This is a genomic window from Rhizobium sp. Root1220, assembly GCF_001426265.1.
Taxonomy (GTDB): domain Bacteria; phylum Pseudomonadota; class Alphaproteobacteria; order Rhizobiales; family Rhizobiaceae; genus Rhizobium.
The window spans coordinates 110,513-135,861 of the sequence record NZ_LMDG01000035.1; the positions used below are offsets into that span (position 1 = coordinate 110,513).

The 25,349-nt window shown below is 58.1% G+C and carries 23 protein-coding genes and 1 pseudogene; 6 read left to right on the forward strand and 18 right to left on the reverse strand.

The window, feature by feature from the left end:
• Window positions 1–50 precede the first annotated feature (50 nt).
• Window positions 51–1,070: a LacI family DNA-binding transcriptional regulator gene (locus tag ASC90_RS23860; RefSeq protein WP_056546003.1), complete on the forward strand. Its 1,020-nt coding sequence runs from the start codon at window positions 51–53 to the stop codon at window positions 1,068–1,070.
• A gap of 65 nt (window positions 1,071–1,135) precedes the next feature.
• On the opposite strand, the gene ASC90_RS23865 is transcribed toward ASC90_RS23860, so the two are convergent.
• On the reverse strand, window positions 1,136–2,149 hold the full coding sequence (locus tag ASC90_RS23865) for a LacI family DNA-binding transcriptional regulator (RefSeq protein WP_056546005.1): 1,014 nt from the start codon (window positions 2,147–2,149) through the stop codon (window positions 1,136–1,138).
• A 443-nt stretch (window positions 2,150–2,592) separates the two neighbouring features.
• Between ASC90_RS23865 and ASC90_RS23870 the strand changes: the two genes are divergently transcribed.
• The 4 genes from ASC90_RS23870 (at window position 2,593) to ASC90_RS23885 (ending at window position 7,355) form a co-directional block, all read left to right on the forward strand.
• On the forward strand, window positions 2,593–3,555 hold the full coding sequence (locus ASC90_RS23870) for a sugar-binding protein (protein ID WP_056546007.1): 963 nt from the start codon (window positions 2,593–2,595) through the stop codon (window positions 3,553–3,555).
• Between the two features lie 74 nt (window positions 3,556–3,629).
• On the forward strand, window positions 3,630–5,171 hold the full coding sequence (locus ASC90_RS23875; RefSeq protein WP_056546009.1) for a sugar ABC transporter ATP-binding protein: 1,542 nt from the start codon (window positions 3,630–3,632) through the stop codon (window positions 5,169–5,171).
• A 43-nt stretch (window positions 5,172–5,214) separates the two neighbouring features.
• Window positions 5,215–6,240 carry an ABC transporter permease gene (locus ASC90_RS23880; protein ID WP_056546010.1) on the forward strand — a complete coding sequence of 342 codons (1,026 nt, stop codon included), beginning with the start codon at window positions 5,215–5,217 and terminating at the stop codon, window positions 6,238–6,240.
• A gap of 311 nt (window positions 6,241–6,551) precedes the next feature.
• Window positions 6,552–7,355, forward strand: a complete 804-nt coding sequence (locus ASC90_RS23885) for a MipA/OmpV family protein (RefSeq protein WP_244480444.1) — start codon at window positions 6,552–6,554, stop codon at window positions 7,353–7,355.
• On the opposite strand, the gene ASC90_RS23890 is transcribed toward ASC90_RS23885, so the two are convergent.
• From ASC90_RS23890 to ASC90_RS30145, 12 genes are all read right to left on the reverse strand, one after another.
• Entirely contained in the window at window positions 7,327–9,042 is a 1,716-nt protein-coding gene (locus ASC90_RS23890; RefSeq protein WP_244480445.1) for a class I SAM-dependent methyltransferase, read from the reverse strand. The genes ASC90_RS23885 and ASC90_RS23890 overlap by 29 nt on opposite strands.
• Window positions 9,039–10,208 carry a peptidogalycan biosysnthesis protein gene (locus ASC90_RS23895; RefSeq protein WP_082520034.1) on the reverse strand — a complete coding sequence of 390 codons (1,170 nt, stop codon included), beginning with the start codon at window positions 10,206–10,208 and terminating at the stop codon, window positions 9,039–9,041. Before ASC90_RS23895 ends, ASC90_RS23890 begins: the two co-directional genes overlap by 4 nt.
• On the reverse strand, window positions 10,189–11,004 hold the full coding sequence (locus tag ASC90_RS23900; protein WP_056546012.1) for an alpha/beta fold hydrolase: 816 nt from the start codon (window positions 11,002–11,004) through the stop codon (window positions 10,189–10,191). Before ASC90_RS23900 ends, ASC90_RS23895 begins: the two co-directional genes overlap by 20 nt.
• Entirely contained in the window at window positions 10,991–11,881 is an 891-nt protein-coding gene (locus ASC90_RS23905; protein WP_056546015.1) for a fatty acid desaturase, read from the reverse strand. The genes ASC90_RS23900 and ASC90_RS23905 overlap by 14 nt, the downstream gene beginning before the upstream one ends.
• On the reverse strand, window positions 11,878–12,228 hold the full coding sequence (locus tag ASC90_RS23910) for a permease (protein ID WP_056546017.1): 351 nt from the start codon (window positions 12,226–12,228) through the stop codon (window positions 11,878–11,880). Before ASC90_RS23910 ends, ASC90_RS23905 begins: the two co-directional genes overlap by 4 nt.
• Window positions 12,225–13,178 (reverse strand): hypothetical protein, encoded by a 954-nt coding sequence (locus tag ASC90_RS23915; RefSeq protein ID WP_056546019.1) that lies wholly within the window; start codon window positions 13,176–13,178, stop codon window positions 12,225–12,227. The genes ASC90_RS23910 and ASC90_RS23915 overlap by 4 nt, the downstream gene beginning before the upstream one ends.
• A gap of 4 nt (window positions 13,179–13,182) precedes the next feature.
• Complete coding sequence (locus ASC90_RS23920; RefSeq protein ID WP_056546021.1) at window positions 13,183–14,604, reverse strand: aminotransferase class III-fold pyridoxal phosphate-dependent enzyme; 1,422 nt, start codon at window positions 14,602–14,604, stop codon at window positions 13,183–13,185.
• 19 nt (window positions 14,605–14,623) lie between these two features.
• Window positions 14,624–15,307, reverse strand: a complete 684-nt coding sequence (locus ASC90_RS23925) for an MtnX-like HAD-IB family phosphatase (protein WP_056546023.1) — start codon at window positions 15,305–15,307, stop codon at window positions 14,624–14,626.
• Between the two features lie 91 nt (window positions 15,308–15,398).
• A complete protein-coding gene (locus tag ASC90_RS23930; protein WP_056546024.1) occupies window positions 15,399–16,778 on the reverse strand; it encodes an ATP-binding protein in 1,380 nt (459 codons plus the stop codon).
• The gene (locus tag ASC90_RS23935; RefSeq protein WP_056546027.1) at window positions 16,775–17,431 is read right to left on the reverse strand and encodes a response regulator transcription factor; all 657 of its coding nucleotides are present in this window, start codon (window positions 17,429–17,431) and stop codon (window positions 16,775–16,777) included. Before ASC90_RS23935 ends, ASC90_RS23930 begins: the two co-directional genes overlap by 4 nt.
• A 776-nt stretch (window positions 17,432–18,207) precedes the next feature.
• The gene (locus ASC90_RS23940; protein ID WP_244480446.1) at window positions 18,208–18,426 is read right to left on the reverse strand and encodes a hypothetical protein; all 219 of its coding nucleotides are present in this window, start codon (window positions 18,424–18,426) and stop codon (window positions 18,208–18,210) included.
• Window positions 18,427–18,475: 49 nt separating this feature from the next.
• Window positions 18,476–18,694: a hypothetical protein gene (locus tag ASC90_RS30145; protein ID WP_056546029.1), complete on the reverse strand. Its 219-nt coding sequence runs from the start codon at window positions 18,692–18,694 to the stop codon at window positions 18,476–18,478.
• A 208-nt stretch (window positions 18,695–18,902) separates the two neighbouring features.
• Here ASC90_RS30145 and ASC90_RS23950 point away from each other — a divergent pair.
• Window positions 18,903–19,089 (forward strand): annotated as a pseudogene (locus ASC90_RS23950) (hypothetical protein).
• A gap of 491 nt (window positions 19,090–19,580) precedes the next feature.
• Here the strand turns inward: ASC90_RS23950 and ASC90_RS23955 are convergent.
• The 5 genes from ASC90_RS23955 to ASC90_RS23975 all read right to left on the reverse strand — a co-directional run bounded on the left by ASC90_RS23955 (window position 19,581) and on the right by ASC90_RS23975 (window position 25,283).
• Window positions 19,581–19,850, reverse strand: a complete 270-nt coding sequence (locus tag ASC90_RS23955; protein ID WP_082520035.1) for a DUF982 domain-containing protein — start codon at window positions 19,848–19,850, stop codon at window positions 19,581–19,583.
• Between the two features lie 377 nt (window positions 19,851–20,227).
• Window positions 20,228–21,670, reverse strand: a complete 1,443-nt coding sequence (locus tag ASC90_RS23960; RefSeq protein WP_056546033.1) for an ATP-binding protein — start codon at window positions 21,668–21,670, stop codon at window positions 20,228–20,230.
• 757 nt (window positions 21,671–22,427) lie between these two features.
• Window positions 22,428–23,387, reverse strand: a complete 960-nt coding sequence (locus ASC90_RS23965; RefSeq protein ID WP_156393109.1) for a hypothetical protein — start codon at window positions 23,385–23,387, stop codon at window positions 22,428–22,430.
• Between the two features lie 337 nt (window positions 23,388–23,724).
• Window positions 23,725–24,192 carry a hypothetical protein gene (locus tag ASC90_RS23970; RefSeq protein ID WP_056546038.1) on the reverse strand — a complete coding sequence of 156 codons (468 nt, stop codon included), beginning with the start codon at window positions 24,190–24,192 and terminating at the stop codon, window positions 23,725–23,727.
• Window positions 24,193–24,404: 212 nt separating this feature from the next.
• Window positions 24,405–25,283, reverse strand: a complete 879-nt coding sequence (locus tag ASC90_RS23975) for an alpha/beta hydrolase (protein WP_162246991.1) — start codon at window positions 25,281–25,283, stop codon at window positions 24,405–24,407.
• Between the last annotated feature and the right edge of the window lie 66 nt (window positions 25,284–25,349).

The window sequence follows — 25,349 nt, forward strand, 5'->3', positions numbered from 1 at the left end:
CCACTTTCACATATTGATGTCAAGCTGCGCCGAAATGGAGACCCATATTTGTGAACCGCGACAAGCAGCCCAAGAGAACGACCATCTACGATTTGGCGGAGTTGGCCGGCACTTCAGCGAGCGCAGTCAGCGCGGTGTTGAATGGGAACTGGAAAAAGCGGCGGATCGGCAGCCAGCTGGCGGAGAAAATCACGCGGCTGGCCGAGGAGCAGGGCTATGCGGTGAACATGCAGGCAAGCCTGCTGCGTCGCGAGAAATCCAAGATCATCGGGATGATCGTGCCGAAGTACGATAACCGCTACTTCGGTTCCATCGTCGAGACGTTCGAGAACATGGCGCGGCAACGCGGACTTTTTCCCATCGTCACGTGCACGCGCCGCGATCCGGAGTTGGAAATAGAAGCGGCTCGCGAGATGCTATCTTACCAAGTGGAATGGGTCGTTTCGACGGGTGCCACCGATCCCGATCGCGTCACGGATCTCTGTGCGGCGTCCGGTGTCCGCAGCCTCAATCTCGACTTGCCGGGATCAAAGGCACCGTCGGTGATTTCCGATAATTTCGCCGGTGCGCGTGAACTGACCCGCCGTGTTCTTCTCAATCACGAGCGCAAGCTAGGCCACAAATCGCCGCTGCTTTTCATCGGCGGTCGTGGCAGCGATCACAATACCTCCGAACGCGTGAAAGGGTTTCTCGCCGCCCATGCCGAGATGGAAATTACCGTCCACCAACACCACATCCTGACCTGCGGCTATGCACCGGAGAAAGCCGACGATGCACTCAGCGCTTTGGCCCAGGCCGAAGGGAGCGTGCCGATGGGAATGTTCGTAAACTCGACGATTTCCCTTGAAGGCGTCATGGGTTGGATCAGACGCTCCGGCCACTACAGCACGATAGCGCCTACTCTCGGGTGTTTCGACTGGGATCCATTCGTCGCGTTGCTCTGTGACGACATCCAGATGGTCCGGCAGGACGTCCCGGCAATGCTTTCATCCGTCTTCGACATCATCGACAACGGAGCAAAGACAACATCATTGATCGAGATTCCTCCCGTGTTCGTGACCTCGCCTTAGCGCATTTCTCGCTGAAAAAGGGGCTCGTCCACCGAGATTTTCCATCGGCCCTGCAGCATGGACAGTCACTGCGGCTTGGGTGGCGGGGCGGCGACGGAGCGGCGCTTGACGAGCGAGCACTCGAGCTTCGCAATCGGGTAGCGCCTCCTGTCGGGTGCCGGGTCGAGATGTTCGATTGCCCACTGCCCCATGGCGAGATGCGGTAGGACCGAAGTCGTCAGTGGGGGTACGAGATGTCGCGAAATCTCCTCGTCGTCATAGCCCACAACCGACATGTCGCGGGGTATGTGCAGACCGGCGTCCTTGAGCGCTTCGTAGCAGCCGACAGCAGTCCGGTCGTTCTGGCAGAAGATCGCCGTTGGCGGCTCTTTCAGACCAAGCAATTTCATTGTGGAGGCATAGCCTGCACTGGCCGACCAGTCGCCTTCGATGACCAGTTCCGGATCGAAGGGTATATCGGCGGTTGCCAGGGCGCGGCGGTATCCCGTCAATCGGTCCTGCGCGGCCTGCATCCAGATTTCGCCGGTAATCGTCGCGATGCGATGATGCCCGTGCGTGATCAGGTGCCGCGTGGAACTCTGCCCTCCCGCGATTTCACTCGGCACCACGGCCGGAAAGGCATAGTCCGCCGTATAGCAGTTCAGCAGTACCGTCGGGATGTTGAGTTCGTAGATATAGGAGGGAAGCTCGATCTCGCGGGTGTAGATTGTCATGTAAATGAGCGCCGATATGCCGCCGCTCGTCAACGCCCTGATTGCCCTCGGCTCCATCACGGGATCGCTGAGCGTCTGTGTTACCAAGAGGACATTGCCGCTGTTCCACGAGGCCTGCCGCGCGCCTTCGATTGCAACGATGGCTTCCGGGCTGGTGGCCAGTTGGTCGACGGCGAAACCAATTACGTTGTCTAAGCCCGAATAGGTGGCCGCCATCGCGTAGGTTGCCCCCACATAGCCGAGCGCACGCGCCGCCTCGAGTACGCGGTCGCGGGTCTGCTGAGAGATGCGGGTTCCAGGCGTGTTGTTCAGAACGAACGAGACGGCCGCCTGCGAGCACCCAGCCGCAGTGGCAATGTCCATCATCGTCACGCGCTCACCGGGGCGGGAACCTTTTCGCCTGCGCACGGGCTTTTCCCTCGCAGGCTCTATTCCCTCTGTGCTCTTGGGGCTTCGCATTCGTGAAAACCGTCTCCGCTCGGATGTTTGGGTCAGCGTCAATGATGTTCGCTGTAGCTAATTAATATTAGCATTGGTCCGAAAGCGCTAGCAATTTGCAGAAATTGCTACAACCTCAGCAGTTACTGGCAATGTGCCAGCAAGAAATAGCATTCCGGGCCGTTGCCTGATGAAATGTTTTGATTAGCATTGATAATACTATTTACTAATTAAGATTCTTGTATACCGTCAGCAAGCGATCGGACCTATGCCACTCGTCGCTTTGCGACAGCCCTAGGAGGGGGCGCGCATCCGGCCGGCCGTAAATCGCAAACGGGCCCGTGCAACTGCGGCCCCTCGGGAGGTGTACTATGAAACAGCTGAAACGCAATGCAGCCTTGTTCTTCGCCGGGTTGATGCTGAGCGCGGCACCGATTGCAGTATCGCGTGCCGACGACAAGCCGACGCTCGCATTCGTGGTCAACGGGGCGTCCGACTTCTGGAAAGCCGCCGAGGCGGGGGTGAAGAAGGCGCAGAGCGAAATGCCTGACTACACCATGGAGCTGAAGTATCCTGAGCAGGCGGCTGTCGCCATTCAGCAGCGTCTCATGGAAGATCTCGTCAGCGCCGGCGTCAAGGGGATCATGGTCTCCGCCGTTGATCCCAAGACCCAGACGGATGGCCTCAACAAGATCGGCTCGCAGACGGCCCTGTTCACCACCGACAGCGACGCACCGAAGACCAACCGCGTCGCCTATATCGGTTCTTCGAACGTCGACGCCGGCAAGCAGGCCGCCGAAATTGCCAAGAAGGCAATGCCGGACGGCGGCAAGTGCATGGGCTTCGTCGGTCTCCTGGGCGCCGACAACGCCCGCGAACGCATCGAAGGCATGAAGGAGGGGCTCAAGGGCACCAAGATCGAGCTTGTCGATGTTCGCGGTGACGACATCGACCAGACGCGCGCCAAGAAGAACGTCGAGGATGCGTTGGTGGCCAGTCCCGACTTGACCTGCATGGTCGGCTTCTACTCCTACAACACGCCGCGCATCTATGAGGCGCTGCGTGACGCAGGCAAGCTCGGCCAGATCACCGTCGTCGGCTTTGACGACGATCCGATCACGCTCGGCGGCGTCAAGGAAGGCACGATCGCTGCGACCGTCGTACAGCAGCCGTTCGAATGGGCCTATCAGGGGATGAAACTGATGGCCGCCCACCTCAAGGGCGACAAGTCCGGCGTTCCCGCCGACGGCTTGATCATCATCCCGACCGTGATCATCGGCAAGGATGACGTTGACAAGTATGCCGCCAACCTGAAGGCCATGGCCGGAAAATAACCCTGCTTCGCGGCAGCGGTACTTGCCGCTGCCGCGAAAGGCGTGCCGACAGCATCAGCAGCCATGGACAGGCGATGAATCATACCTCCGAAATCCCGTCACGGGGCGCGCCCGTAACGCCATTCCTTTCGCTTTCTGGAGTTGGCAAGACCTATCCAGGCGTCGTTGCGCTCGAAGGCCTGTCATTGGACATCATGCCGGGCGAGGTCATCGGCCTTGTCGGCGAGAACGGGGCTGGAAAGTCGACGCTGATGAAGATTCTCGGCGGCGTGATCGCACCCGATCGGGGCACGATCCTGCTCGACGGGACAGAGCTAGGTCTCCTCACCGTGCAATCAAGCATCTCGTCTGGCATCGCCTTCGTGCACCAGGAGCTCAATCTCTTTGAGAATCTCGACGTTGCCGCCAATATCTTCCTGGGCCGCGAACCGCTGAAGGCGGGACCGTTCAAGCTCGTTGATCGCGATCGACTGCGCGACATGGTGAAGCCGCTCCTGAAGCGCGTAGGAGCGCATTTTTCCGCCGACACTCCTGTTGCGGCACTTTCGCTTGCCGAGCAGCAGATGGTGGAAATCGCCAAGGCGTTGTCCATCAACGCAAGGCTCGTCATCTTTGACGAACCGACTTCCAGCCTTCCGCTGGCTGAAACCGAACGGCTCTTGAGTATCATCAAATCACTGAAGGCCGATGGCATCAGTGTTATTTTCATCTCTCATCGCCTTCACGAGGTTGAGCGTGTGGCCGATCGGGTCGTGGTGCTGCGTGACGGGACGCTTGTGGGTACGCTTCCAAAACAGGACATCGGCCACGACCAGATGGTCAAGCTGATGATCGGCAGGGTGCTTGCGGCCCGGACCGCAAAGCCGCAGCGCTCAGCTGGCACGGTTGCGCTGAAGGCAAGCGGCGTGCGAACCGAGGCCTATCCCAGCCACCCCGTCGATCTGGAAATCAGATATGGAGAAATCCTGGGGCTTGCGGGCCTCGTTGGATCGGGCCGTACCGAGCTTGCTAGGGTGCTCTTTGGCATAGACCGAAGTTATGGCGGCGCAATCCTGCAGGACGGACAGCCAATCGCGATCAGTTCGGCGCGGGATGCCGTCGCTCACGGTATTTTCCTGGTGCCAGAAGATCGCAAGCGCAACGGCATTCTTCTTGATTTGTCGATTGCCCAGAACATAACCCTTGCCGATCTTCCCGCGCTTGCCAACCGCTTCTTGGTCTCGGCTGATCGAGAGACAGCGGCGGCCGAAAAACAGCGGGGGCGCCTCGGCATCAAGGCGCCCTCGGTTTCGACCCGAACGGGTACTCTGTCGGGCGGCAACCAGCAAAAGGTGGTGCTCGCCAAATGGCTGTCGATGAACCCGAAGGTGATGATCCTCGATGAACCCACGCGCGGCATCGATATCGGCGCGAAAAACGAGATCTACGGTCTGATGCGGGCGCTTGCTGACGCTGGTGTCGCGATCCTGATGATCTCCAGCGATATGGAAGAGGTGATCGGCGTTTCCGACCGCATTGCCGTGATGCATGAGGGCCAGATCGCCGGCATTTTGGAAGAGGACGAATTCAGCCAGGAAAGCGTCCTTTTGCTTGCTGTCGGCAAAAGGGTAAAATAGCCGCTGCGGCCAATATGAATAAATATCGGGGAATGGATCTCGAATGATCAAGAAAGATCTTGGACTGCTGCTTTTGATCGTCGTCGTCGGCATCGTTGTCGCCATTATCAATCCGCGCTTCCTACTGCCGATCAACCTGGCCAACACGGCCAACCTGATCGGCCTGTTTGGTATCCTGTCGATCGGCCAGGCCTTCGTCATCATTACCGGCGGTATCGAACTTTCTGTTGGCTCGCTTGTAGCGCTTCTCGGCGTGCTGTTCGTCGATTTCATCGCGGTCCAGGACATGTCCTGGATGCTGGCACTACCGCTCATTCTCATGCTCGGCGCCGTCATAGGCGCCGTTCATGGCTGGCTGATCACGCGGCTGAACCTGCAGCCCTTTGTCGTCACCCTGTGCGGTCTCCTGATTTATCGTGGGGCTGCGCGCTTCTATACCGCCGACGGGACAGCAGGTTTTGCGTTCGGCCAGAATTTTCCGGACCTCGAATTCCTCACCGCCGGCCGGTCATACGGCGTCCCCAACACCTTCATCGCGCTTGTCATCATTGCGGTCGTAACGTGGGTAGTGCTGCATCGTTCTGTATTTGGGCGCTATCTCTATGCGATCGGCAAGAATGAAGAGGCCGCCCGATATTCCGGTATCCGCACCGATCGCATGGTCATGTCGGCCTACATCATTTGCGGAGTTCTTACGGCGCTTTCGGCGATCTATTTCGCCATGTACACACGCTCGATCTCGCCAGCGAGCCATGGGCAGTTCTACGAGCTCTACGCGATTGCCGCAGCGGTACTTGGGGGCTTTTCGCTACGCGGCGGCGAGGGGTCAATCGTCGGCGTCGTGCTCGGCACTGTTCTGCTCCAGGAGTTGCAGAACCTCGTGAACCTGCTCGGTATCCCCTCATCGCTGAATTTCGCCGTCATGGGTGGTGTTATCCTCATCGGCGTCCTGATTGATCAGCAATGGAACGCGATCCGCGAACAGCGCCGTCTCGTCGCTGCCGCCCGGCAGACCGAAACCCGCCTGCAGGGCGATGGTGTAGTGACGGTGGTCGCCAACGAGGACTAAGCGAGCCCTCGTGAACAGGGTTGCCGCCAGCGCGCCGTATCTCTGGATTCATGCCACCTCAGCGCGGCGGCAGCATCGTCTCTGTTGCGGGGATCATCGCCGACACTGATGCATCGAAGCTACACCGCGACGGAACTCGCTGCGCCTTGGTTGACCTCAGCAGGCACACTCTGCATATTGGATTCTCTTGATTTTAAACGTTCCTGCATCGCCACGGGGGATGGATGCATACTCTGTATCACGGGCCAAGGAGCCCGATCGGACTTGCCCGTTCGCACCGTTTGAATAAGATCGGTAGGGCGGCGGCTCTGGTGAGCGCGATTTTTTCAATCGCAGCGACGCAAGCGTACGCGCAGGACGCAGCAGGGGCAGCGTCCCCGACAGAATCGCAGCGGCCCAGCCAGTGGATCGTGACGATTGGCGGCAGCGTTGAATACAGTCCCAAATACGAAGGGTCGAAGCACTACACAGTGAGCGGCCTGCCTTCCTTCGACTTTCGCCGCCTGGGCGAGCCACCCGAGCAGGATGTCCCCGACGACAATTTCGACCTTCCGCTCTTCAACTACAAGGGCATAGAGATTGGTCCGGTGGTGGGTTTCCGCAACGGTCGGTCGCGCTTTGACGACGGTCGTCTGGAAGGGCTGGACCGAATAGATTGGAGCTTGGACGCCGGCGTCTTCGTGCAATACTGGCCGATCGAGGACCGGTTGCGGCTGCGGGTTGAGGCGCGCCAGGCGCTTTGGAACGGTGGAGGCCTGGTCGCGGATCTTGGTGCCGACTGGTTCCAGCCGGTGATGGAAGGCGTTGTGGTGTCAGCAGGCCCACGCATGACACTCGGCAATTCGACCTTCATGAAGCAGAATTTCGGCGTGTCGGCAACAGAGGCTGCCAATAGTAGTTTCCCGCAGTTCGACGCCGGCGCCGGCGTGGAATCCGTGGGTTTCACCGTCGCTGCGACTTACACGATCAACCCGCAATGGAGCGTGCAGCTCTATAACCGGTATGACCGCCTCGTGAGCGACGCTGCCGACAGCCCGATCACCAGCGACGTCGGGAGCAGAAATCAGAACACGATCGGCTTTACCATCAACCGGTCATTCCAGATCGGCTTCTGAGAAGGTTGGGACGATCGAGGATGTAGTCGCGTGTCACCGGCAGACTGTCGTTGCGCTTGCTGATCTGGATCTGGAAGACCACGAGGTCCTCGTAGCGGAACGCGGCCTCTGCTGTAGACAGGTAGTATTCCCACATCCGGCAAAATCTCTCGTCATAGAGCGTCGCCGCCTCAGTCCAGCGCGCCGCGAAGCGTTCCCGCCAGGCAGCGAGCGTCCAGGCGTAGTGGAGCCGCAATATTTCGACATCGGTGATGATCAGCCCAGCCGCCTCGACCTCGGGAACGATCTCGGACAGTGACGGAATATAGCCGCCGGGAAAGATATACCTGTCGAGCCAGGGTGTGGTGAAACCGGGCGTTGCGGAACAACCGATCGAGTGAAGCACCATGACGCCGTCATCCGCCAAGAGTTCGGCGCACTTGCGGAAAAACGTGCGGTAGGAGGAGCGACCGACATGTTCGAACATACCCACCGACACGATTCTGTCGAAGCGTCCTTCAAGGCTGCGATAATCCTGCAGCAAAAAGCCAACCTTTCCCATGCTCGGACCTGCGACGCTCTGCCCACGCTTTGAAGCATAGTCGAACTGCTCTTCCGACAGGGTGATGCCAAGGACATTTCCGCAGGGCGCACTCTGGGCGAGGTGGCGCGCGAGCCCGCCCCACCCGCAGCCGATATCGAGAATGCTGTTGCCCGGCTCGATCAAGAGCTTGGCGGCCAAATGCTTCTTCTTTGCCCGCTGGGCGTCCTCCAGGCTCTGGCCCGGATACTCGAAGTAGGCGCAGGAATACTGCCGGTCCGCATCAAGAAAGACTTCGTAAAGCCGGCCGTCGAGATCGTAGTGATGGGCGACGTTCCGCTTCGAACGACCGGGGAGATTTCGGTGGCGAAGGATTCGAAGGCGCGTCCTGACCCGGTCAATCAGCCGCGCGACGAGCGGATGCTTCTGATTTTTCGCTTCCCGCAGCATCATGGCCACGAACTCATAGAGCGAACCTCGCTCGACGATGAAGCGGCCATCCATGTAGAGCTCGCCAAGCCTGAGATCGGCGTCGATAAGAAAGGCCCACTGTGCCCGGGTATCAGTAAAGCGAACGCGAACAGGACTGCCGCTGTCGTCGCCGAAAACCAGGACGCGACCGCTTGCAGTGGCGACTTCTAGCGAACCGCTCGTCACGATGCGTGACAAAGCGCGCCTGAGAACATGGTCAGCGATTATCGAGGTATCGAAACGTCGACGATTCTGCTGTAGGGGTAGCGTCATTGTGCCTACTCCGGTCCCGGTTCGCGACGATGCCTGCTCCATCGTCGAAGTGCCGTCTTGCGTCTCTTCGGTAGCCCCGGCGATTAGCCAAACGCCTAAAAGGATCAGCCCGCTGCCAATGATCTGTAGGCCAAGGATTGGTTCTCCGAAGGCGAACCAGCCACTCGCAACAATCAGCACGTAACTGGCGCCGCTTAACGGGAAGGCCTTGCTGAGCTCCAGTTTGGAAAGGATATTCATCCATATGAAAAAGCAGAGTATTTCGGTGAGGATCGCGGCCAAAATCCAATAAGAGGCGAATGCTTCGAGCCAGCCGATGCCCGCAGACACGCCCTCAAGGGAGAGGGCACCTTTCTTGAGGAAGATCTGGAACAGCGTATTCAGAACCGGAACCGCAAGCCAGGACATGCGCGAGAGCTTCATGAGGCACTCCCATCAACGGAGAGGAAGCGCGACACCCGCTTCAGCAGCCTTTGAACCAGCCAATTGCGGTGATGGAAGAACATCGCATTCGAGGTGAGCTTGCTGCCCAGCCGCACCTTGTTCTCATAATATGCTTGGCCGCTCTGGTACCGTCTCATGCCATGATCGAGGCAATAGCGAAGGTTGGTGAACCAGCTGAGGAAATAGAGATTGTACGGCCTGCCGGCCTCCCCATCCATGCAGAAGAACTTGTCAACGAGCGTGTGCCCGTTGTGGACAAGAAGGTTGGCGGCGAGTAGCTGGTCGCCGACAAAGTACAGCATACAGAACGACCGCTCCGGCATGTGCCTCAGCACGCCTTGGAAATAGTCGGGTGTCAGCTCCTCGAACTGCCATTCACTGCGGTTGCGGGTGTCGTGATAGAGCGCCATCACCTGCGGAAGCAGATTGCCGACATCCGACGTCAATTCGACGCGGACAAGCTGCGAGGACTTCAACTTCCTGCGCATGTCCTTGCGCGTGCCGGATGACAACCGTTCGAGATAGCTGTCGATGTTATCGAAATCGATGTCGAGCCAGGCAGTCGGCAGGCCGTCGATAACGGCATACCCGCGCTCTTCGAGCGTTGCGGCAATGCTGGCAGCGGTTTGTTGGTCGATATCCTTCATACCGACGAGCGGGCAGTTCTCGGCGGCGGCATGGCGCTCGAACGCCGTGAGTAGCTCGGAAAACAACGTCGCGCGGCGTGCCTCGGAAATATCCGGATGAAATCCGACAACCCCCGTTTCCGTGCAGGGCGAGCCCAGGCAGGCAAGCCTAAGCGACAGGAACCTCGGAAACAGCTTTCGAACGCGGCGCATCATTCGCCGCGGCAGGCCGTTCTCCAGCGTCGTATCGAGCGCATAGTCACAAAGGAACGCCGGCATCGCGGCGCAGGTGCGCCCGTTTTCGACGACCGTGACATAGCGCCATTCAAAGCCGCCGATTCCTGCGTCCTCTATGGCGAGCAGACAATCATAGTCCTCCACCTGATCGACAAAACAGGCATTCCAAGCATCGCGCCCGACGTCACGGATACTGTCGACTACAAATGCTTGGGAGCCGCCGGAGTGAACGACCAGAGTGGCTCCCTCTGCCCGGGGATGGTCAAGGACGTGCTGGAGCATGGGGCGCCTCGAAAAACTCCGCCGTGTAGTCGGCGACCTCTTTATGATGCCGGTCGACATGGATCATGTGGTAGCTGTCCTTGATCCAGCGTAGCTCGTGTGGTCCCCCGATATGGGCAGCGATATGGCGTGCATTGCGGGGATTGCTGAGATCGTCTTCCAGGGCGTGCAGGATGAGGGTTGGGGTCTGAAGATACGGCAATCTGTCTTTGAGGGCATTGCCGAGCTTGCGCATCTCGACGATGCCCTTGCCGGGAAAGCTCTCGAGAACACCTTCGCCCGTCATCACTCCGATCTTCTGCCTCAGCCGGTCGTCCTTGATGCCGAGCGACGAGGTCTCGCGAAAGTTCAGCCGATCGAGGAACGGAACGTGCGACAGCCAGCCGATATGCGGCGACAGCAGCTGATAGGAGACGGGAACGTTCCAGCCATCGTAACCGAAGCACGGAGAATAGATGGCAACTGCCCCCACACGATCTGGATCGCGGTCTGCCGCCATCATCGCAAGCTTGCCGCCAACGCAGATTCCGGCTGCAAAGACAGCGTCTGTCCGCGACCGGAGCAGTTCTGCCCCTCCCTGCACGCTTTCCAGCCAGTCCTGCCAACGCGAACGCCGGAAACTGTCGAGATCGGCGCCGTGTCCGGCAAGCAGCGGCGCATAGACGCTATACCCGCGACGATGCAGGTAGCGCCCAACCAGCCGCATCTCAGCCGGTGCACCGGTCATTCCATGGACCAGGACGATACCCCTGCCATTGGTGCCCTCCAGGAAGAAGCTCATTTCATCGCGCGTCATGCGAGGCCTCCGTGCTGCTTCCCTCGAAGCCCAGGTTCTCCTTGGCCATGAAGCCGAGCGCGTGGCAGGTGCTGATAACATGGACGCCGGCCTGCTCCTGCTCCTCCTTGATCTGCTCGTGCAGGGCGTGAAGCTTGGTCCAGTGTGTGCGCGGGCGGTAGTGATGCTCGGCGTGATAGCCGTTGCCGAACCAGAGCCAGTTATAGAAGGGCTTGTGGCTGCTGACGCCCCAGGCGATCGGCTCGTCCGGGTCGCCGTGCAGGTGTTCGTAGTAGCCGTTGAGCGACGACAAGCAATTGCCGAGATAGTAGAAGGGTACGAAGAACAGCAGGGCCTTCCAGTCGTAGACGAGCGCGGCCAGCGCCAGCGCTAGGAAGAAATAGAGTTCGAACCGGCCCCATTTGGCCTCCAAAGGCCGCGTTCGGGCGATCGCCTTGTGAATATCGCCGATGCTGTCGCGGAAGAAGCTCACGAACGTGTAGGACCAAACGTTTTCCGGCTCGCCGTTGCGGCCGTGGCGGTAGATCGACAGCAGGTCGATGGTATCGCCCTTTTCATCCGGCCGGTCGCTGTTGCCGGAATGGTGACGCATGTGGACCCAGTGGTAGTAGGTCTGGGAAAAGCCGATCGCGACCGATTCGAGCAGGCTGAAAGCATAGTTCATCCAGCGCGGTTTAAAGTAGGGTGTGTGAATGAAGTTGTGGGATATGCTGTTGATATTCCACGATATGGAGATGGCGTACAGTACGCCGAGGACGGCTGAAAGCCAGAGCGGCCGACTTCCGAAACCCACGATCAGATAAATGTTGAAGGCCAGATGAGCGACGGCCGCCAGCACTGGAGCTACATCCCAACGTGTGTGTGCGAATATCTTCATAGTCCGGTTACTCCCACGCATGCCACGCCGGCCGCGACGAGAAACACTCCCGTTGCGTGACGCAGGTTTACTTTTTCCTTGAACATGATGGCGCCGGCGAAAACGACGACGACGTAGCTCGATGCCATGAGTGGAAAGGCGACCGAAAGCGGGACCCATTCGAGCACGACCGTCCAGGCCAGCAGTTCCACTGCCCAGAGCAAGATACCCAGCCAAATAAGTGGCTTTACGAGCAATGACAGGAACCCACCGTCGGCGGACTGCTTGAAGCAGACCTCCGTTGCCGTCTCCGCGAGCACGCAAAACAGGATCAGGCCGATCATTGAGGGCGTCAGGCTTCCGCTCATCCCATCGCCTCCGCGAGAACGTCGAGCAGCGCATGGTTGGCCGCAGAATTGATGTGGCGAACCGCCGCCAGCTCCGGGCGCTTCCGTGGCTGATCGATAAGGACTTCGGCCTTCTTCGCCACCCGTGTCCAAAGATTGCCGCCATATCGCGGGGCGGAATAATCGCCGGTCACGTCGGCGCCGACGATGCGGCAGCGCCGGCCGATCTCGCTTATCAAGGTCAGGACATAAGGAAGCCGCATACGACCCTGGTCCCAGTTGGTGACCGCATCCTCGGGTGCCAGGACGTCCTTGTCGATGGTAACGTAAACGGCCTCGGTTTCTATCCTGTCGAGGAACCAGCCGATGAAATTCTGCTCGCCAAGATTTGCGATTGACCTCCAGTGCAGGGCGCCTGCATCTTGGCGATGGCTAGCGCCGCAGCCGTAGTCGGCGGCAACGCGGCTTGGCGGATGGGCATAGGGATACAGCTCAAGCCTCCCTTCCGACAACAGTTTCAAATTGCCGCCCTTGCGCTCCGGGCTGCAAAGATCGTCGCTGCAGACGCCGAGCGTGATGACCTTTCGAACATTCTGATTGTCGAGGGCGCGGTTGATCCACGATCCGCAATGCATCCCGTCCTCGAACCTCACCCAGTCAGGGTGGTTGTCGAAATGGATCAGCGTCGTCGGAGCCGGATGCCGCGCCAGCGCACGCTCCAGCAGGAGGGCCGATACATGATGAAAGTCGCCGGAGCCCAGAAACCAGAGCGGCGCCTCCTTGCCTACCGCCGGCGTGCGCCGGTCGAGGGCGCAGGCGAGCTTGTCGAGCGCCCCCCATTTGCTCCAGAGGCGTATCGCCCTGCCGCTCTCCTCATCCGAAATTTGGTGCGCGCCGGCCTGTGTGCAGGCGCGCACAAAATCTGGCTGCAACTCCAGCGCATCGTCGAGGTGAAGAAGCAGGAGCTGCACGGTTCTATCTCCGCGCGGCGCGGGTGAAGAGTTGATCGAGCAGCTTCAACGCCAAGTCAATCTCCTCGTAAGTAATGAGCAGATTTGGCGCCAGCGTAATGACGTTCTTGTGGTAGCCGCCGACATCCAGCACCAAGCCGTACATCTGCGTCCCGACTTGAAGATCACCCTTCATGCCCTCGTCACAGAGCCAGTCCATGGTCGCCTTGTCGGGCGTAAAGCCGTCCTCCTGGCAGATTTCTGCCCGCAGCGCGAGACCCAGCCCGTCGACGTCGCCGATGATGGCATGGCGCCTCTGGAGCTGCTTCAACCCGTCGAGGAAATAGGCGCCCTTGGCCATCACCGTTGTGCCAAAGTCCTTCTCCTCCAGCATCTTCATGGTCTCCAGCGCCACTGCGGTCCCCATTGGATTGCTTGCGAATGTCGAGTGTGTCGATCCCGGCGGGAAGATATCGGGATTGATCATTTCCTCCCGTGCCCAGACACCCGAGAGGGGGTTGAGGCCGTTCGTGATCGCCTTGCCGAACACGAGGATGTCTGGCTGAACGCCGAAATGCTCGATCGACCAGAGCTTGCCGGTGCGGTAGACGCCCATCTGGATCTCGTCGACGACGAGCAGGATGCCATGCTCGTCCAGCACCTTCTTAAGCTCTGAGAAAAAGTTCATCGGCGGGATGACATAGCCGCCCGTGCCTTGGATCGGCTCGATGTAGAAGGCGGCATATTCCGCCTTGCCGACTTTCGGATCCCAGACGCCGTTGTACTCACTCTCGAACAGCCGGGCGAACCTGCGCACGCATTCGTGGCCGTATTCCTCCTTCGACATGCCCTTCGGGCCGCGGAAGTGATATGGAAACTCGACGAACTGCGCCCGTTCTCCGAAATGACCGAAGCGGCGGCGATAGCGATAGCTAGAGGTGATCGACGAGGCCCCGAGCGTGCGCCCGTGATAGCCGCCTTCGAAGGCGAACATCAGGCTCTTGCCGCCGGTATAGTTGCGCACCAGCTTCAGCGAATCCTCGATCGCCTGCGAGCCGCCGACGTTGAAGTGAACGCGGCCCTTGCGCCCGAACTTGTGCTCCGCATCCCGCGCGATCATGGCCGCGAGTTCGACTTTCTCGCGATGCAGGTACTGGGAGGCGACCTGCGGCAGCCGGTCGAGTTGCCGATGGGCGGCCTCGTTCAGGCGCTCGTTGCGGTAGCCGAAATTGACAGCCGAATACCACATCTGCAAATCGAGGAAGGGCGTACCGGCTGCGTCGTAGAGGTAGGATCCTTCGCATTCCTCGAAGAATTTCGGCTCCGGGGAATAGTGGACGGTGTCGCCGAACGAGCAGTAGGTCTCCTCAAGGGAGCGCAGTTCTGCCTCGCTTCGGGCCGGCGATGGGCGTACGCCGCCCGTGATGTCAACAATGTTGGTTTTCATTTTGCGCCTTTTGTCTGTGTCATACGGTGATGGGTTGAGTGATGACGCGGTCCCGCTCGAGGATGCCGGGCAGGATCGTCTTGAATGTCTCAAGAAGGTCGGTGAAGTCCGTGAAGCCGTAGTAGGGGATGCCTTGCTCGATGCAGTGGTCCGCAAGCTTGTCTTTCGCGAAGACGACGCTTGCCCGCGCGGATACGCAGAAGTCGCTTCGCCCGTCGCCGATATAAATCTGCTGCGTCGTGCCATTGATGACGGCACACTTGCAGACACCGGCATCGGCAGTGCAACAGGAAGCACTGAACGGCGACGTCAGCGAATAAAAGGCATCGTCATCGTCATGCAGCCGAACCAGCCGGTTCGCGATGATGGGCAGGAGGTGGATGCCGTGGGCGACGAGAATGCGACGAATGAAGTAGTCGACACCGTCGCTGACGACTGCCACCGGGATGCCGAAATCTACGCAGGCGTCCAGAAAGCGGTCGAAGCCGGGATCTATCGCCACTTTGTCCAGCAAGCCGTCGAGTTCGCTCCGGCTGGCGCGAATGAGGGCGACCTGGCGACGCATGCATTCGGCCGAGCCGATCAGCCCCTGCTTCCACTCGCTTTCGATTGCCTCCCACTCGGGGCTGGCAAAGCGGGAGAGAACCAGATCGGTTGCATCCTCGACGGAGATCGTCCCGTCGAAATCACAAAACACCTGCATGAAGCACTCCAAAACTTACTTTCTGGGAGTGTTTAACAAGCGTCGATGATCGCGACCTGAGGCGAAGATGAAGCGAAAATGAAAAAGTCGATTATTTGCTTTTTTGCAGCAACAAATCGACCTGCAGTCCCTTGCCCCAATTGGGTGTGGCGAGCGCAATCATCGCCGACAGGCGATCGGCGATATCCGCAACGATCGCGAGTCCAAGGCCACTTCCCTCGGATTGAAGGGTATTCAGCCTGTAGAAGCGCTGAAAGACGGCGTCGTAATAGTCCGAGGGGATGCCCGGTCCGCTGTCACGAATCGACAATCGGCAAACTTCCTTTTCTGACGAGACGACGACTGCGATGCGACCTCCGACCGGAGTGTACTTGATGGCGTTGTCAACGAGATTGCTGATCATCAGGGTCAGCAACAAACGGTCGGTGTTGGTTTGCGCATGCTCATCTCCCTCGAGCGATACGTCCATCTGACGGTCATTGATGACGTTGCCGAACTGCGCGAGCACCGACGCTGCCAGATCGTGGAGGTTGACGGGAGAGAGTTCTATTTCGTGGTGGCTCACTCGTGCCAGACGAAGCAGCTGCTCGATCATATGAATAGCGTGATCGTTGCTAAGCACGAGATCGGACATGATCGCGCGGCGCTCTTCGTCGCCATCAGCCCTGTCCAGCAACTGCAGCAGCAGCTTCATGCCGGCCTGTGGGGTGCGAAGCTGGTGAGCAGCAAGATCGGAGAACCGCCTCTCCAGTGTCAGCGAGTGCGCAAGCTTGTCGAGGAGATGGTTTATCGAAGTACCGAGCGGAAGAAGATCCCGGGGCAGGCCTTCCACCGGAATGGCCGAGAGATCGTCCGGCGAGCGGATACGGATGTGGTGCACGAGACCTCGCATGGTGCTCAGTCCATTGTTGATGCAGTACCATATGAGAAACCCGATGATCGGGAGGAGCGCGACCAGCGGGAAGAAGAGATTGAGCAGGATATTGGCGACCAACGTCTCACGGACAGCAATTTTTTCGCCCACCTCAAACACGATTGCCGTGCCTGGTAGCGAAGTCGAGTAGATCCGCCACATCTCGCCGTGATGGGCCAGGGTCGTAAAACCCGCCTTCTGCCGAGGGACGTCTTCGCCAAACGCATTGTTGCTGTAGACTGCGATGTGTTCGTTGACCCAGCCGCGAAACATATGGGCGTCCGCGAAATCGTCGGAATCCTGCCCGAAACCAGACTGGTTGTTCGCGGTGAAATCGATATCTGGTATCTCGCGCGCTCCTTTCCCGGTCGGCTTTTGGAGCGAGTGCTGCAGCAGTGCCAGAAGCACGTCCGCATCGTCGACGAGCTGTGCGTCGTAGATCTTGTTGATCTCTCGCGTTGCGCTATCGAATGCAAAGACGGCGACGAGCGCTATGGTGACCGCAACCACAGGCGCAATCCTGAAGAAAAGCCTGCGTGTGAGGGTAGACCGGCTCATCGTTCGATCAGGTAGCCGACGCCGCGGATAGACTTGATGAACTCACTGCCGAGCTTCTTGCGCAGATTGTAGATGGTGACCTCGGTGGTGTTGCTTTCCACCGTGTTGCCGGCGTCATAAAGCGAATACTCTATGTCATTCTTCGTCACGTAGCGGCCACTGCGCTCCATCAGCAGGCTTAGAAGGTGAAATTCCTTAGCTGTGGTGTGGACCTGCGAACCGGCTTTGCGCACGATCATGGCCGACGGATCCACTTCGACGAGTCCGCACCTGATGATCGTTTCCGCTCGGCCGTCCCTGCGTCGCGTAAGAGCCCTTACCCTGGCAAGCAGTTCGTCCAAGTCGAAGGGCTTAACCATGTAGTCGTCGGCCCCCTCATCAAGACCCTCGACCTTCTGGCGAACTGTATCGAGCGCAGTCAGCAAAAGGACGGGCACGCGATTGCCTCTGCGGCGGATGCCCTTGAGAACCTCAATGCCGCTCAGCTCCGGCAGGTTGATATCCAAGACGACGGCACCGAAATCAAGGCTCTCCAGGCAAAGGAGTGCAGACTGACCATCACGTAGCCAGTCGATTCCATAGGCATGCTTTTCCAGCGCCTTTTTCAAGGACGCTCCGAGGATTTGATCATCTTCAACAAGCAACACGCGCAACTCTCACCTCTTATCACCGGCGACAGGCGGAGCACAGGAGCCCAGAGTCGCCTTTACTGTTCCTGAGCGTGCAATCCACACGGATGGCCGTCCCTCGTTCATGAGGCTGAGTGGGGCGGTCCCACGGCTTACGGCCGTGGGGACGTCGGCGCTGTGGAGTGGGGGGTTTGACGTAAAACGGAAATTGGCTTGCTGATGGCTCCAAAACGAGGGCCAGAACAGCCGATCTCGTAAGAATCCTGACATCTCGTCTCCGTTTTATCTAACGGTCGGAGTCTATGATGGGAGAGGCAGCCACACACCTATACGCAAGTATAGCCGGCTCTGACGAAAGGTTTACACGCGACGGCCGGCGCCGATGGAAAAGGACGGCATGTGATGTCCCGGCATGTGATTATGGGTGTGGTCCCCAGACGATCGAGTACGGTGCTGAGTTCATAGCCCTAACGCGCAGAATAGATATGCAAACGTATCATTTGCCAGTCAATGATCCTTTTTCGTTGCATTTCTTGACAAGCTGCCGCGTGCGCAGTGAGTGACGCTGCTTCCATGCCTGTTGAAGCTGGAACTAGGCTTCTCCCGATCTGATTGAGGAATTGGTGAGTGGTTGAATTCGTTCAAGAGCTCGGAGCGCTCTTCTGTTGGCCAACCTATGACGCTCTTTCCCGAGTGCCGGGCAGGGCGGCACCCAGCGCGATCGTGAAGATCGTCATGAGGCGCTGATCGAAGCACGTGATAAAAAGCGACGCGACGGCGCGCAATTTCTCGCGTGGCGTCTAGCGCTGAAGTCGGTTCCGACGCTCCATCAGAAGCTCATGCTCAACAAGCGTCTTGCCCGCCGCACTCAGACCCGCTCCATCGACTGCCTTATCAATCAAGCCAAGCTTGCTGAACCTCTGGCTTTGCCCTGTCGGGATTTCGGCCGTTTCGTGCCTGTAGATATGCAGCAGGCAATTCCATTCCTCATAGGTAAAATCTCGTCGAGCGATCATCATCGTGGCCTCCCCGTCGGGTCGCTACCAGCCAGCAAGGCCGTAACGTTCGTCAATGGCTTAAACTCTTGCCGCGACACGTCGCCGGGGCCGGCAAAGCCTCGTGCGCTCTCGCCAGCGCCTCCAACCACGTGCCCAATTCGGCCGGAACAGTTTCGTTTCCGACCTCCAAAGCTTCGATCCATGACAAGTCGCACTGCAACGCCGACGCAATGTTGATCGGCGTCCATCGGATGTGCAGAAGGCATTCGCTAAATCGTTCTGGCGTCATGGTTTGCGCTTTCCGACTGGTCTCGAATACCGCTACACTCTCATATGCGCGGTGGGAGTCAATCGTCGCTTTGAATTGCAAGGTGGGGCGGCGAAGCGTCTAGCGGAGCAGAAGAAGCTGGCGGCACGTCAAACCATCTGCGCCCAATGGGAACGAAAGTCGTGACCTAACCGTTGATCTTGTCCGCAAGCAATGTGGAGGAAGTTCAATGGGTATAGAAAACGCTGAAACGGAAAAGGGCCGGCAATCGGCTCGCGGACTTCGTAAGAGCGCAGCAATGGAAGAGAAGAAGGTCGAGGCCCAAAAGGGTTCTGACCTGGCCAAGGGCGCCGAGCGATTCGATGAGCACGAAAAGCTCCGACGGCAAGAGCGCTGAAGAAAAGCAACGGCTTTAGCGGCGTCAAATTGCATGGCAGTCGTGGCGTGGCTAGCTCGAACTGCAGAAGGCAAGGCCGGGGTCAGCGCGCCTCATCTTTCCTTTTGGCGCCAACGCGCTAGTTGTAAACTATCGGCTCCGAACTTTTACGGCGGGGACCGCTTGGGAGATCATAAGAGCTTCTGCCGACAAACGGAGGAAGCTACATGTCTTTGTTGAGCCTTATCGATCTGAACCATGACCAGCTCGAATCTGTTATGGGCGTGGTCACTTGCTGGTGCCAAGATCACGCCGTGTCGGTTGATAGTGTTGAGGGTCGCGAAGCGATTGCTGCAGCTGTGGAGTGCGCGGTACGAGGGGAGCAGTCGCCTGTTGCACTTTCCGAAGCGATCAACGCCGCCTTAACTGCTCGATCAATGCCAACTATTGCCGCTCCAAATGATAGTCACGAACCTGCTGATTGTCGTTCTCAGACAATCGATCCCCATTTCGACAATACGCGGCCAGAGCCTATAGGAGCTCGAAATCGAGCTTTGCCGCACTCACCGCGGCCATGAAGGCGACTTGAGCGTCATAGGGTGTCTTCTGTCCTTCGGCGACTGCTGTGCAAACTTCCAACGCGGAAAAGTAAGGTTGCCCGTCGATGACAGGCCAATCGTCAAACAAGACGAGCAGTGCATCGTGGGTACAGGTCACAGCGCGGGTCCTTGAACCCCGTGCGCAAGCTATGGATACGGGAGCGCTCCAAGGGTGTTTCATTCCTGCTTCGCGGTCTCTCATCAAAGTGAGATAGCGCCGTATCAGGTGATTGCAACTTGGTTGGCCGCAAGCGCTATTCCCAACTGTAGCCCGGAGAGCATGAGAGCTGAGGCCAGCCAGACGAATACCCGTTGGTATACGATTCGAACGGTGAACCCGGACATCATATGCCTACCCGCTGCCACCGCCAGGCGGGCGCCTCATACAGATTTGTCGGCAGTGAACGCCTTCGCCGCGTGAGCACTGCGCCACAACGATCCGGGATCAATCCGGTCCGGGTAAAGCTCGATCATGCGATCATAAAGCTCGCGTGCGGAGGAAGTCTCGCCGTCCAGCCGATCAAAGTCCTGCCTCTAAACCCTGCCGCCCGAGGACTCACGACGGTTTGGCCGCTCCCCTCAAGCGACCAACCTAGAAGTCTGAGGGAGGACAATGCGAAATGTCGCGCCCCTGTCCTCGTTGTTGAACGCCTCGACTTTACCACCATGAGCTTCCGCGATCGTTCGACAGATGGACAGCCCTATGCCCATGCCATGAAGCTTTGTGGTGAAGAACGCGTCGAACAGCCGGCCCGCGACCCCCTCCGTTATCCCATGCCCCGCGTCCCGCACTTCAACGGCAACACTGTCCTCGCAATTTCGCGAACGGATTGATATCTGACGCTCGCTCTCCGGAGTCGTTGCCATGGCATCGAAGCCGTTCATCAGGAAATTCACGAGGATTTGCTGCAGCTGCACCTCGTCGGCCTCCACCAGCTTCAGATTCGACTCAAGATCGATCAGGCACCGGATGTTTCTGTCCTGGGCTTCCCTCTGCAGGATTTGTACGACGTCGGCTACGACATGGTTCATATCAAGGGCCCTCGTTTGAACCTCTGCCTTTTTGGTCATATTCCGAAGATTGGAGATCAAGGCTCCTGTGCGTCCTGCGTTATCGACGATGCGGGTCAAACTCAGACGGACGTTGTCCAATTGAGGCGGTTCCCGGTCAAGCCATCTTGCGCCGGTCTCTGCGTTCAACTTGATGGCTGCGAGCGGTTGATTTATTTCATGGCTTATGGAGGCAACCAGTTCTCCCATTGCAGTCAACCTGGTGACATGGGCAAGTTCGGCTTGCGATTTCCGCAGCGAAGCACTTATGCGTTTTGCCTCGGTCACATCCATAACCGCCGCCGAAACCCGGATCTTTCCACCCCGTTCGAGTTCGGCCTTGCCAAGTACAGCAAGCTCCTTGAGGGTACCATCCGGCATCACGATCCGATGTTCGAAATCGATGCGTTTCGCAGGCTCTGTCAGTTGGAAGAACCGGCTCTGTGCCAAAGCGATATCGCCGGGATGTACACGTGCAATCATGCGCTGCACGCTTGGCGAGGTGTCGTTGCTATAGCCAAGTACTCGATATGCCTGCGCGGACCAGAAGACTTCGGCATCCGGCACAATGAAGCTCACGCTCCCTGTCTGGCTCAGTGCCTGGGCGTCTGTCAGATATGCTTCGCTTGCTCTCAGCTTTTCCTGGGCGCGTCGCTGGGCCGAGCCAAGCAGCCAGAGTAGCAGGATAGCCTCGCTGAAAAGGAGAAATACACGCAGTTCCTCGTCAGGCAGAGCGAAGGGATCAATTGTGTAGAGGGGCTCAAGCAGAAAGAACCTAATGCTGAAAATCGTGAACACCGAAGCCACCAAGCCAGGCCCAATACCAAATCTCCACACGGAAAACATGACGGCGAGCAACATGGTCGCAAAGGCCGTGGGAACATGGAAGCTATTGAGTGTCAGCGCTATCGGTAGCGTGACGGCAATTACAAGAACCATAAGTCCGTAGCGGATGGCATGCTTTTTCGGCATCGCGACTGCCTCAGATATTTTTAATAGCATGAAATTCTCCGGGGGTTAGAAACGGTCGGGCTCAGCAGGGGCAAACGGGCCCCACATCGGCAATTCTGCGGTGATGGCTTGTTGTGGAGCTTCTCGTGGGCGCGAAATCTCACTTAACCGTGCGCGAAAGGCAGTGAGAAATGAGTTGCTAAAAGCAAACCCAAATGTTCCGCTGGAGACCTCGTGGACGGTCCTGTGACCTTCCGAAGCGATCTCTGAGGACGGCCGGCGAACGGCGAAATGGCACCATCGAATTCGTGCCTCGATTAAGAAAAAACTCGTTCCACTCACTCAAGGTGATTGGCATGGCAATCGTCTCCTGTAGCAGGCAAGCGTGCAACTGCTGTCGGCAGGCAGACCAAGGGTGGCATGCCTGAAATCGGATCAAGGCATCGCGGCAATATCCGCGATGGCACCGAAACCTCACTTCGCGTCTTGGGTGAGCAATCGGGATGAGTAGTTGCAACTACCCGTTATTCTCCGGTCAGACTATTCCCCCGTGGGGGATGAAAAGTTTTGGATGCATGTCCAGCTACATGCACTTCAGCTGTGACGAAAAACCCGACTTCCGCACTGTGCCGTTCAGCGATCATCGCAGCGCGAATAAATGGTGGCGCGCGGTATGGCGTTCAATTCTGAAGAGACGGAAGCAATCTTGTAGCACACGGCGCTATGCGCCGACGGCGCATATCAAATCCGCTATCAGATCTCGCGGACCATTGGCGGTTCAAAACGGTGTCGAATTTCCCGGCGAGTTCCGCGGCCGCTGCAGCGCCACCGCTAGGTCTTCCCACGAATTCACCCCAACTACTCGATAAATGGCGGAAAGATGCTTCTTTAGTGCCTCCTTGCTAATCCCCGTCGAGTTCAGGCAGTCCGCACGGGACCCGTCCTCAGCAGCAACCAGTGCGATCAAGCGTTGAAGCGGCGATATTGGCAGGTCCAGGATCGCATGGATAATCCGTAGGCGTTTGGGCACCTCCATCTCGAGCGAGATGAGCACCCGTTTCGTAGCCTCTGCTGAGAATTCATGCATTTGCGTGGCTGTAGCACGAAGCCGACCCCACGGGATGTCCAGGATATCGCTCGTCACACCTGCCGTCTCCAGGCGACGACAGAGGTCCTCGGCAAATCGCGGGGGAAGCGTTGCGGAAGCTGTAACGCGGATATCCTGCCCGACGATCGCACAGGCGTTGAGAAGCTGGGATGCTTCATCGCTCACCGCCAACAGCTTTGTGCCAGACCAATCGACAAGTATATGACCGGGAGCATTGGGTCCCTCCCAAGGCCCTTCCGGTGCGTGCCTTTCAATAGCATGTCGCAGGTAGGGGAGTGCCTGTCTGAAATGCGAAGCGTCGTGTTCATCAAACGCCGTTTGCCCCTTGCGAAACAACATAAAAACCGCTCGTGTCTGATTTTCAACGTCGACCTTCAGATCAATGGAGTGCAGGTTTGCACTCGCCTTGACCATAAGATTGAAGGTTTTGGAGCAAAAATAGTCCCGCCGTGGATTCATCAGGATTCCGACAGGCTCGTCATTCTCCGGGGATGCGCTCAAGCCATTCAGCTCTGATGGATCAGAAAAGAACCGGTGATAATCATCACCGAATACCTCAGCTGCGCAATCTGCGGTGCTCTCGTAGAAAAGCCCCGCAGGCAGGCCGTTCTGATCGAGCCAGAACAGCAAGATGGAGTCTGCTCCAACGAGCTCGCGGACTATCCTGCAGGCCGCAGGCGCGATGGGTCCAATCCCCGCTCCAGCTCGGCACAAGAGATCAAGCTCGTGCCATTTGCGCTTTTTACGGTACCGTTGGACATTCATTCTGCACTGACTCGGCATTTTCATATTGCCGGCATGTATTTACCGGCAACGTACTGGACTCTGCCCCCACCGGAACTTTCTTAAGGGACTGCTTATTCACGTTCAAATCACAACAACGAACGGTATCGGCACTGCATCGGCGGCAGGGCAGGGATACTCTTAGTCCCGGACTAAATCCTGCCGCCGGCATTCGGGTTGTGGTTCATTCGGGACGCGCAAACTCCATGATCCAGTTGGTTTCCCAAGTATTTCCATCATCATAGGAAAACGACTGGCTCCAGCGCGGGCTCTCGGTATCGGTGCGGCTCCAATGGAACTTTACCTTCACCGGGCGGTCACCATCCGTGTCGTCGCCGGTGAATATACCCACGCCCTTTTCGAAGCGACCGAAAACCGGCGGCTGGAGGATACCGTCGCCAGAATTGATCCAATAGATCGCCCATTCGTCCTTTTGGGGATTGTAGGTCCGCAGGCTCATACCGCGGAAACCCTTCGTCGGGAAATCGCTTTCGTCGATCGAAACCATGCCACCCATCCAGAGCTGCGCCTTCTCATAGGAGGTGAACACCTCCCACTCATGAGAGTTGGCGCCGCGCTGAACCAGTCGCTTATTGGTAACGACCCAATCGCCGTGGTTGAAATCGAAGTCATGTGTTGCCCCGCCGACCATAAGCTTCCCCTTTTTTCGTTCTGACAAGGCAACTTGATCACACCGGCCCTGGCGCGACTAGGTCATCAGCCGCCAACTCCTGACATCTAGTGTCAGTTGTATCTCGCAAACGGCGCCCACGGCTACCTGAAACCAAAATCGCAACCTCGGTGGCCATGCCCCCGGCAGAGAACTGACGAGCCGGAAGGTGCTGTGAAGCTGGCTTTTGGCGATCAACTTGTGTTGGCGCTTCTGCCGGTGTTCGCGCCATCGCTCATACTTAGTGACCAAGGATCATCCGCGTGGTCTGCAAGAAAGTCGACGACGACACCACGGAATTTTTCCGGCTCCTCCGAGAACAGGAAGTGGCCAGAACGGTCAAACAGGACAAACTTGCTTTGCGCAATGCTCTTCGCAATCGCACGGCTCGCCCGTGGTGGGCAGACCCAGTCGTATGCACCGACGAGTACCAAGGTTGGAACGGCAATCAGATGAAGTTGTGAGGTCAAATCATACTGTGGGGCAATCTTTGTCATGAAATGTTTCATCATATCGACGTTTTTCGAGGTTGCCTGCAACAGCGTTGCGGTCAGCCCCATCTGCGCGGGAGCGGCATAGTAAGGGCCTACCTTTTCGAAGAATTCCGCCACACTTTCCGCGGTGATGTCCCCTGAAAAAATTCTAGCGGCTACTTCCATCGTCTTGGGTGGGGCTCGGTCCGCGAGGGTGGGCGTGGGCTGGTTGGGCTCATCTTGTATCGGCGCGACAGTTGGCGCGGTCCCCGACAAAATCAGGCCAGCAATCGATCTGGAATGCCTCAGGGCTAGGTGCAACGCTACGAAACCACCCGCCGAATGACCGAAGATATATGGCTTATGGGGTCCGAGCATACGGATGAGCTCCGCAACGTCGTCGGCCATCTGCTCCAGTGTGGCTGTTTCCAGCGCCGGACGGCCTGATCGGCCTTGCCCCCTCAGATCCACATAGATGATTTGGGCGATATCCTGCAGACGTCCAAGTCCATCCCGCAAGTAGCCATGATCGAATCCAAGGCCCCCATGCAGAGCCAGTATTGTGGGTACTTCGCACATCTGTCCGTCGATCTTTCGCAACGCACTGCCTTCGATATCAAAGAAGATGTCTGTCCCATTGATCCTCGTTAGCATTTACAGGGCCTT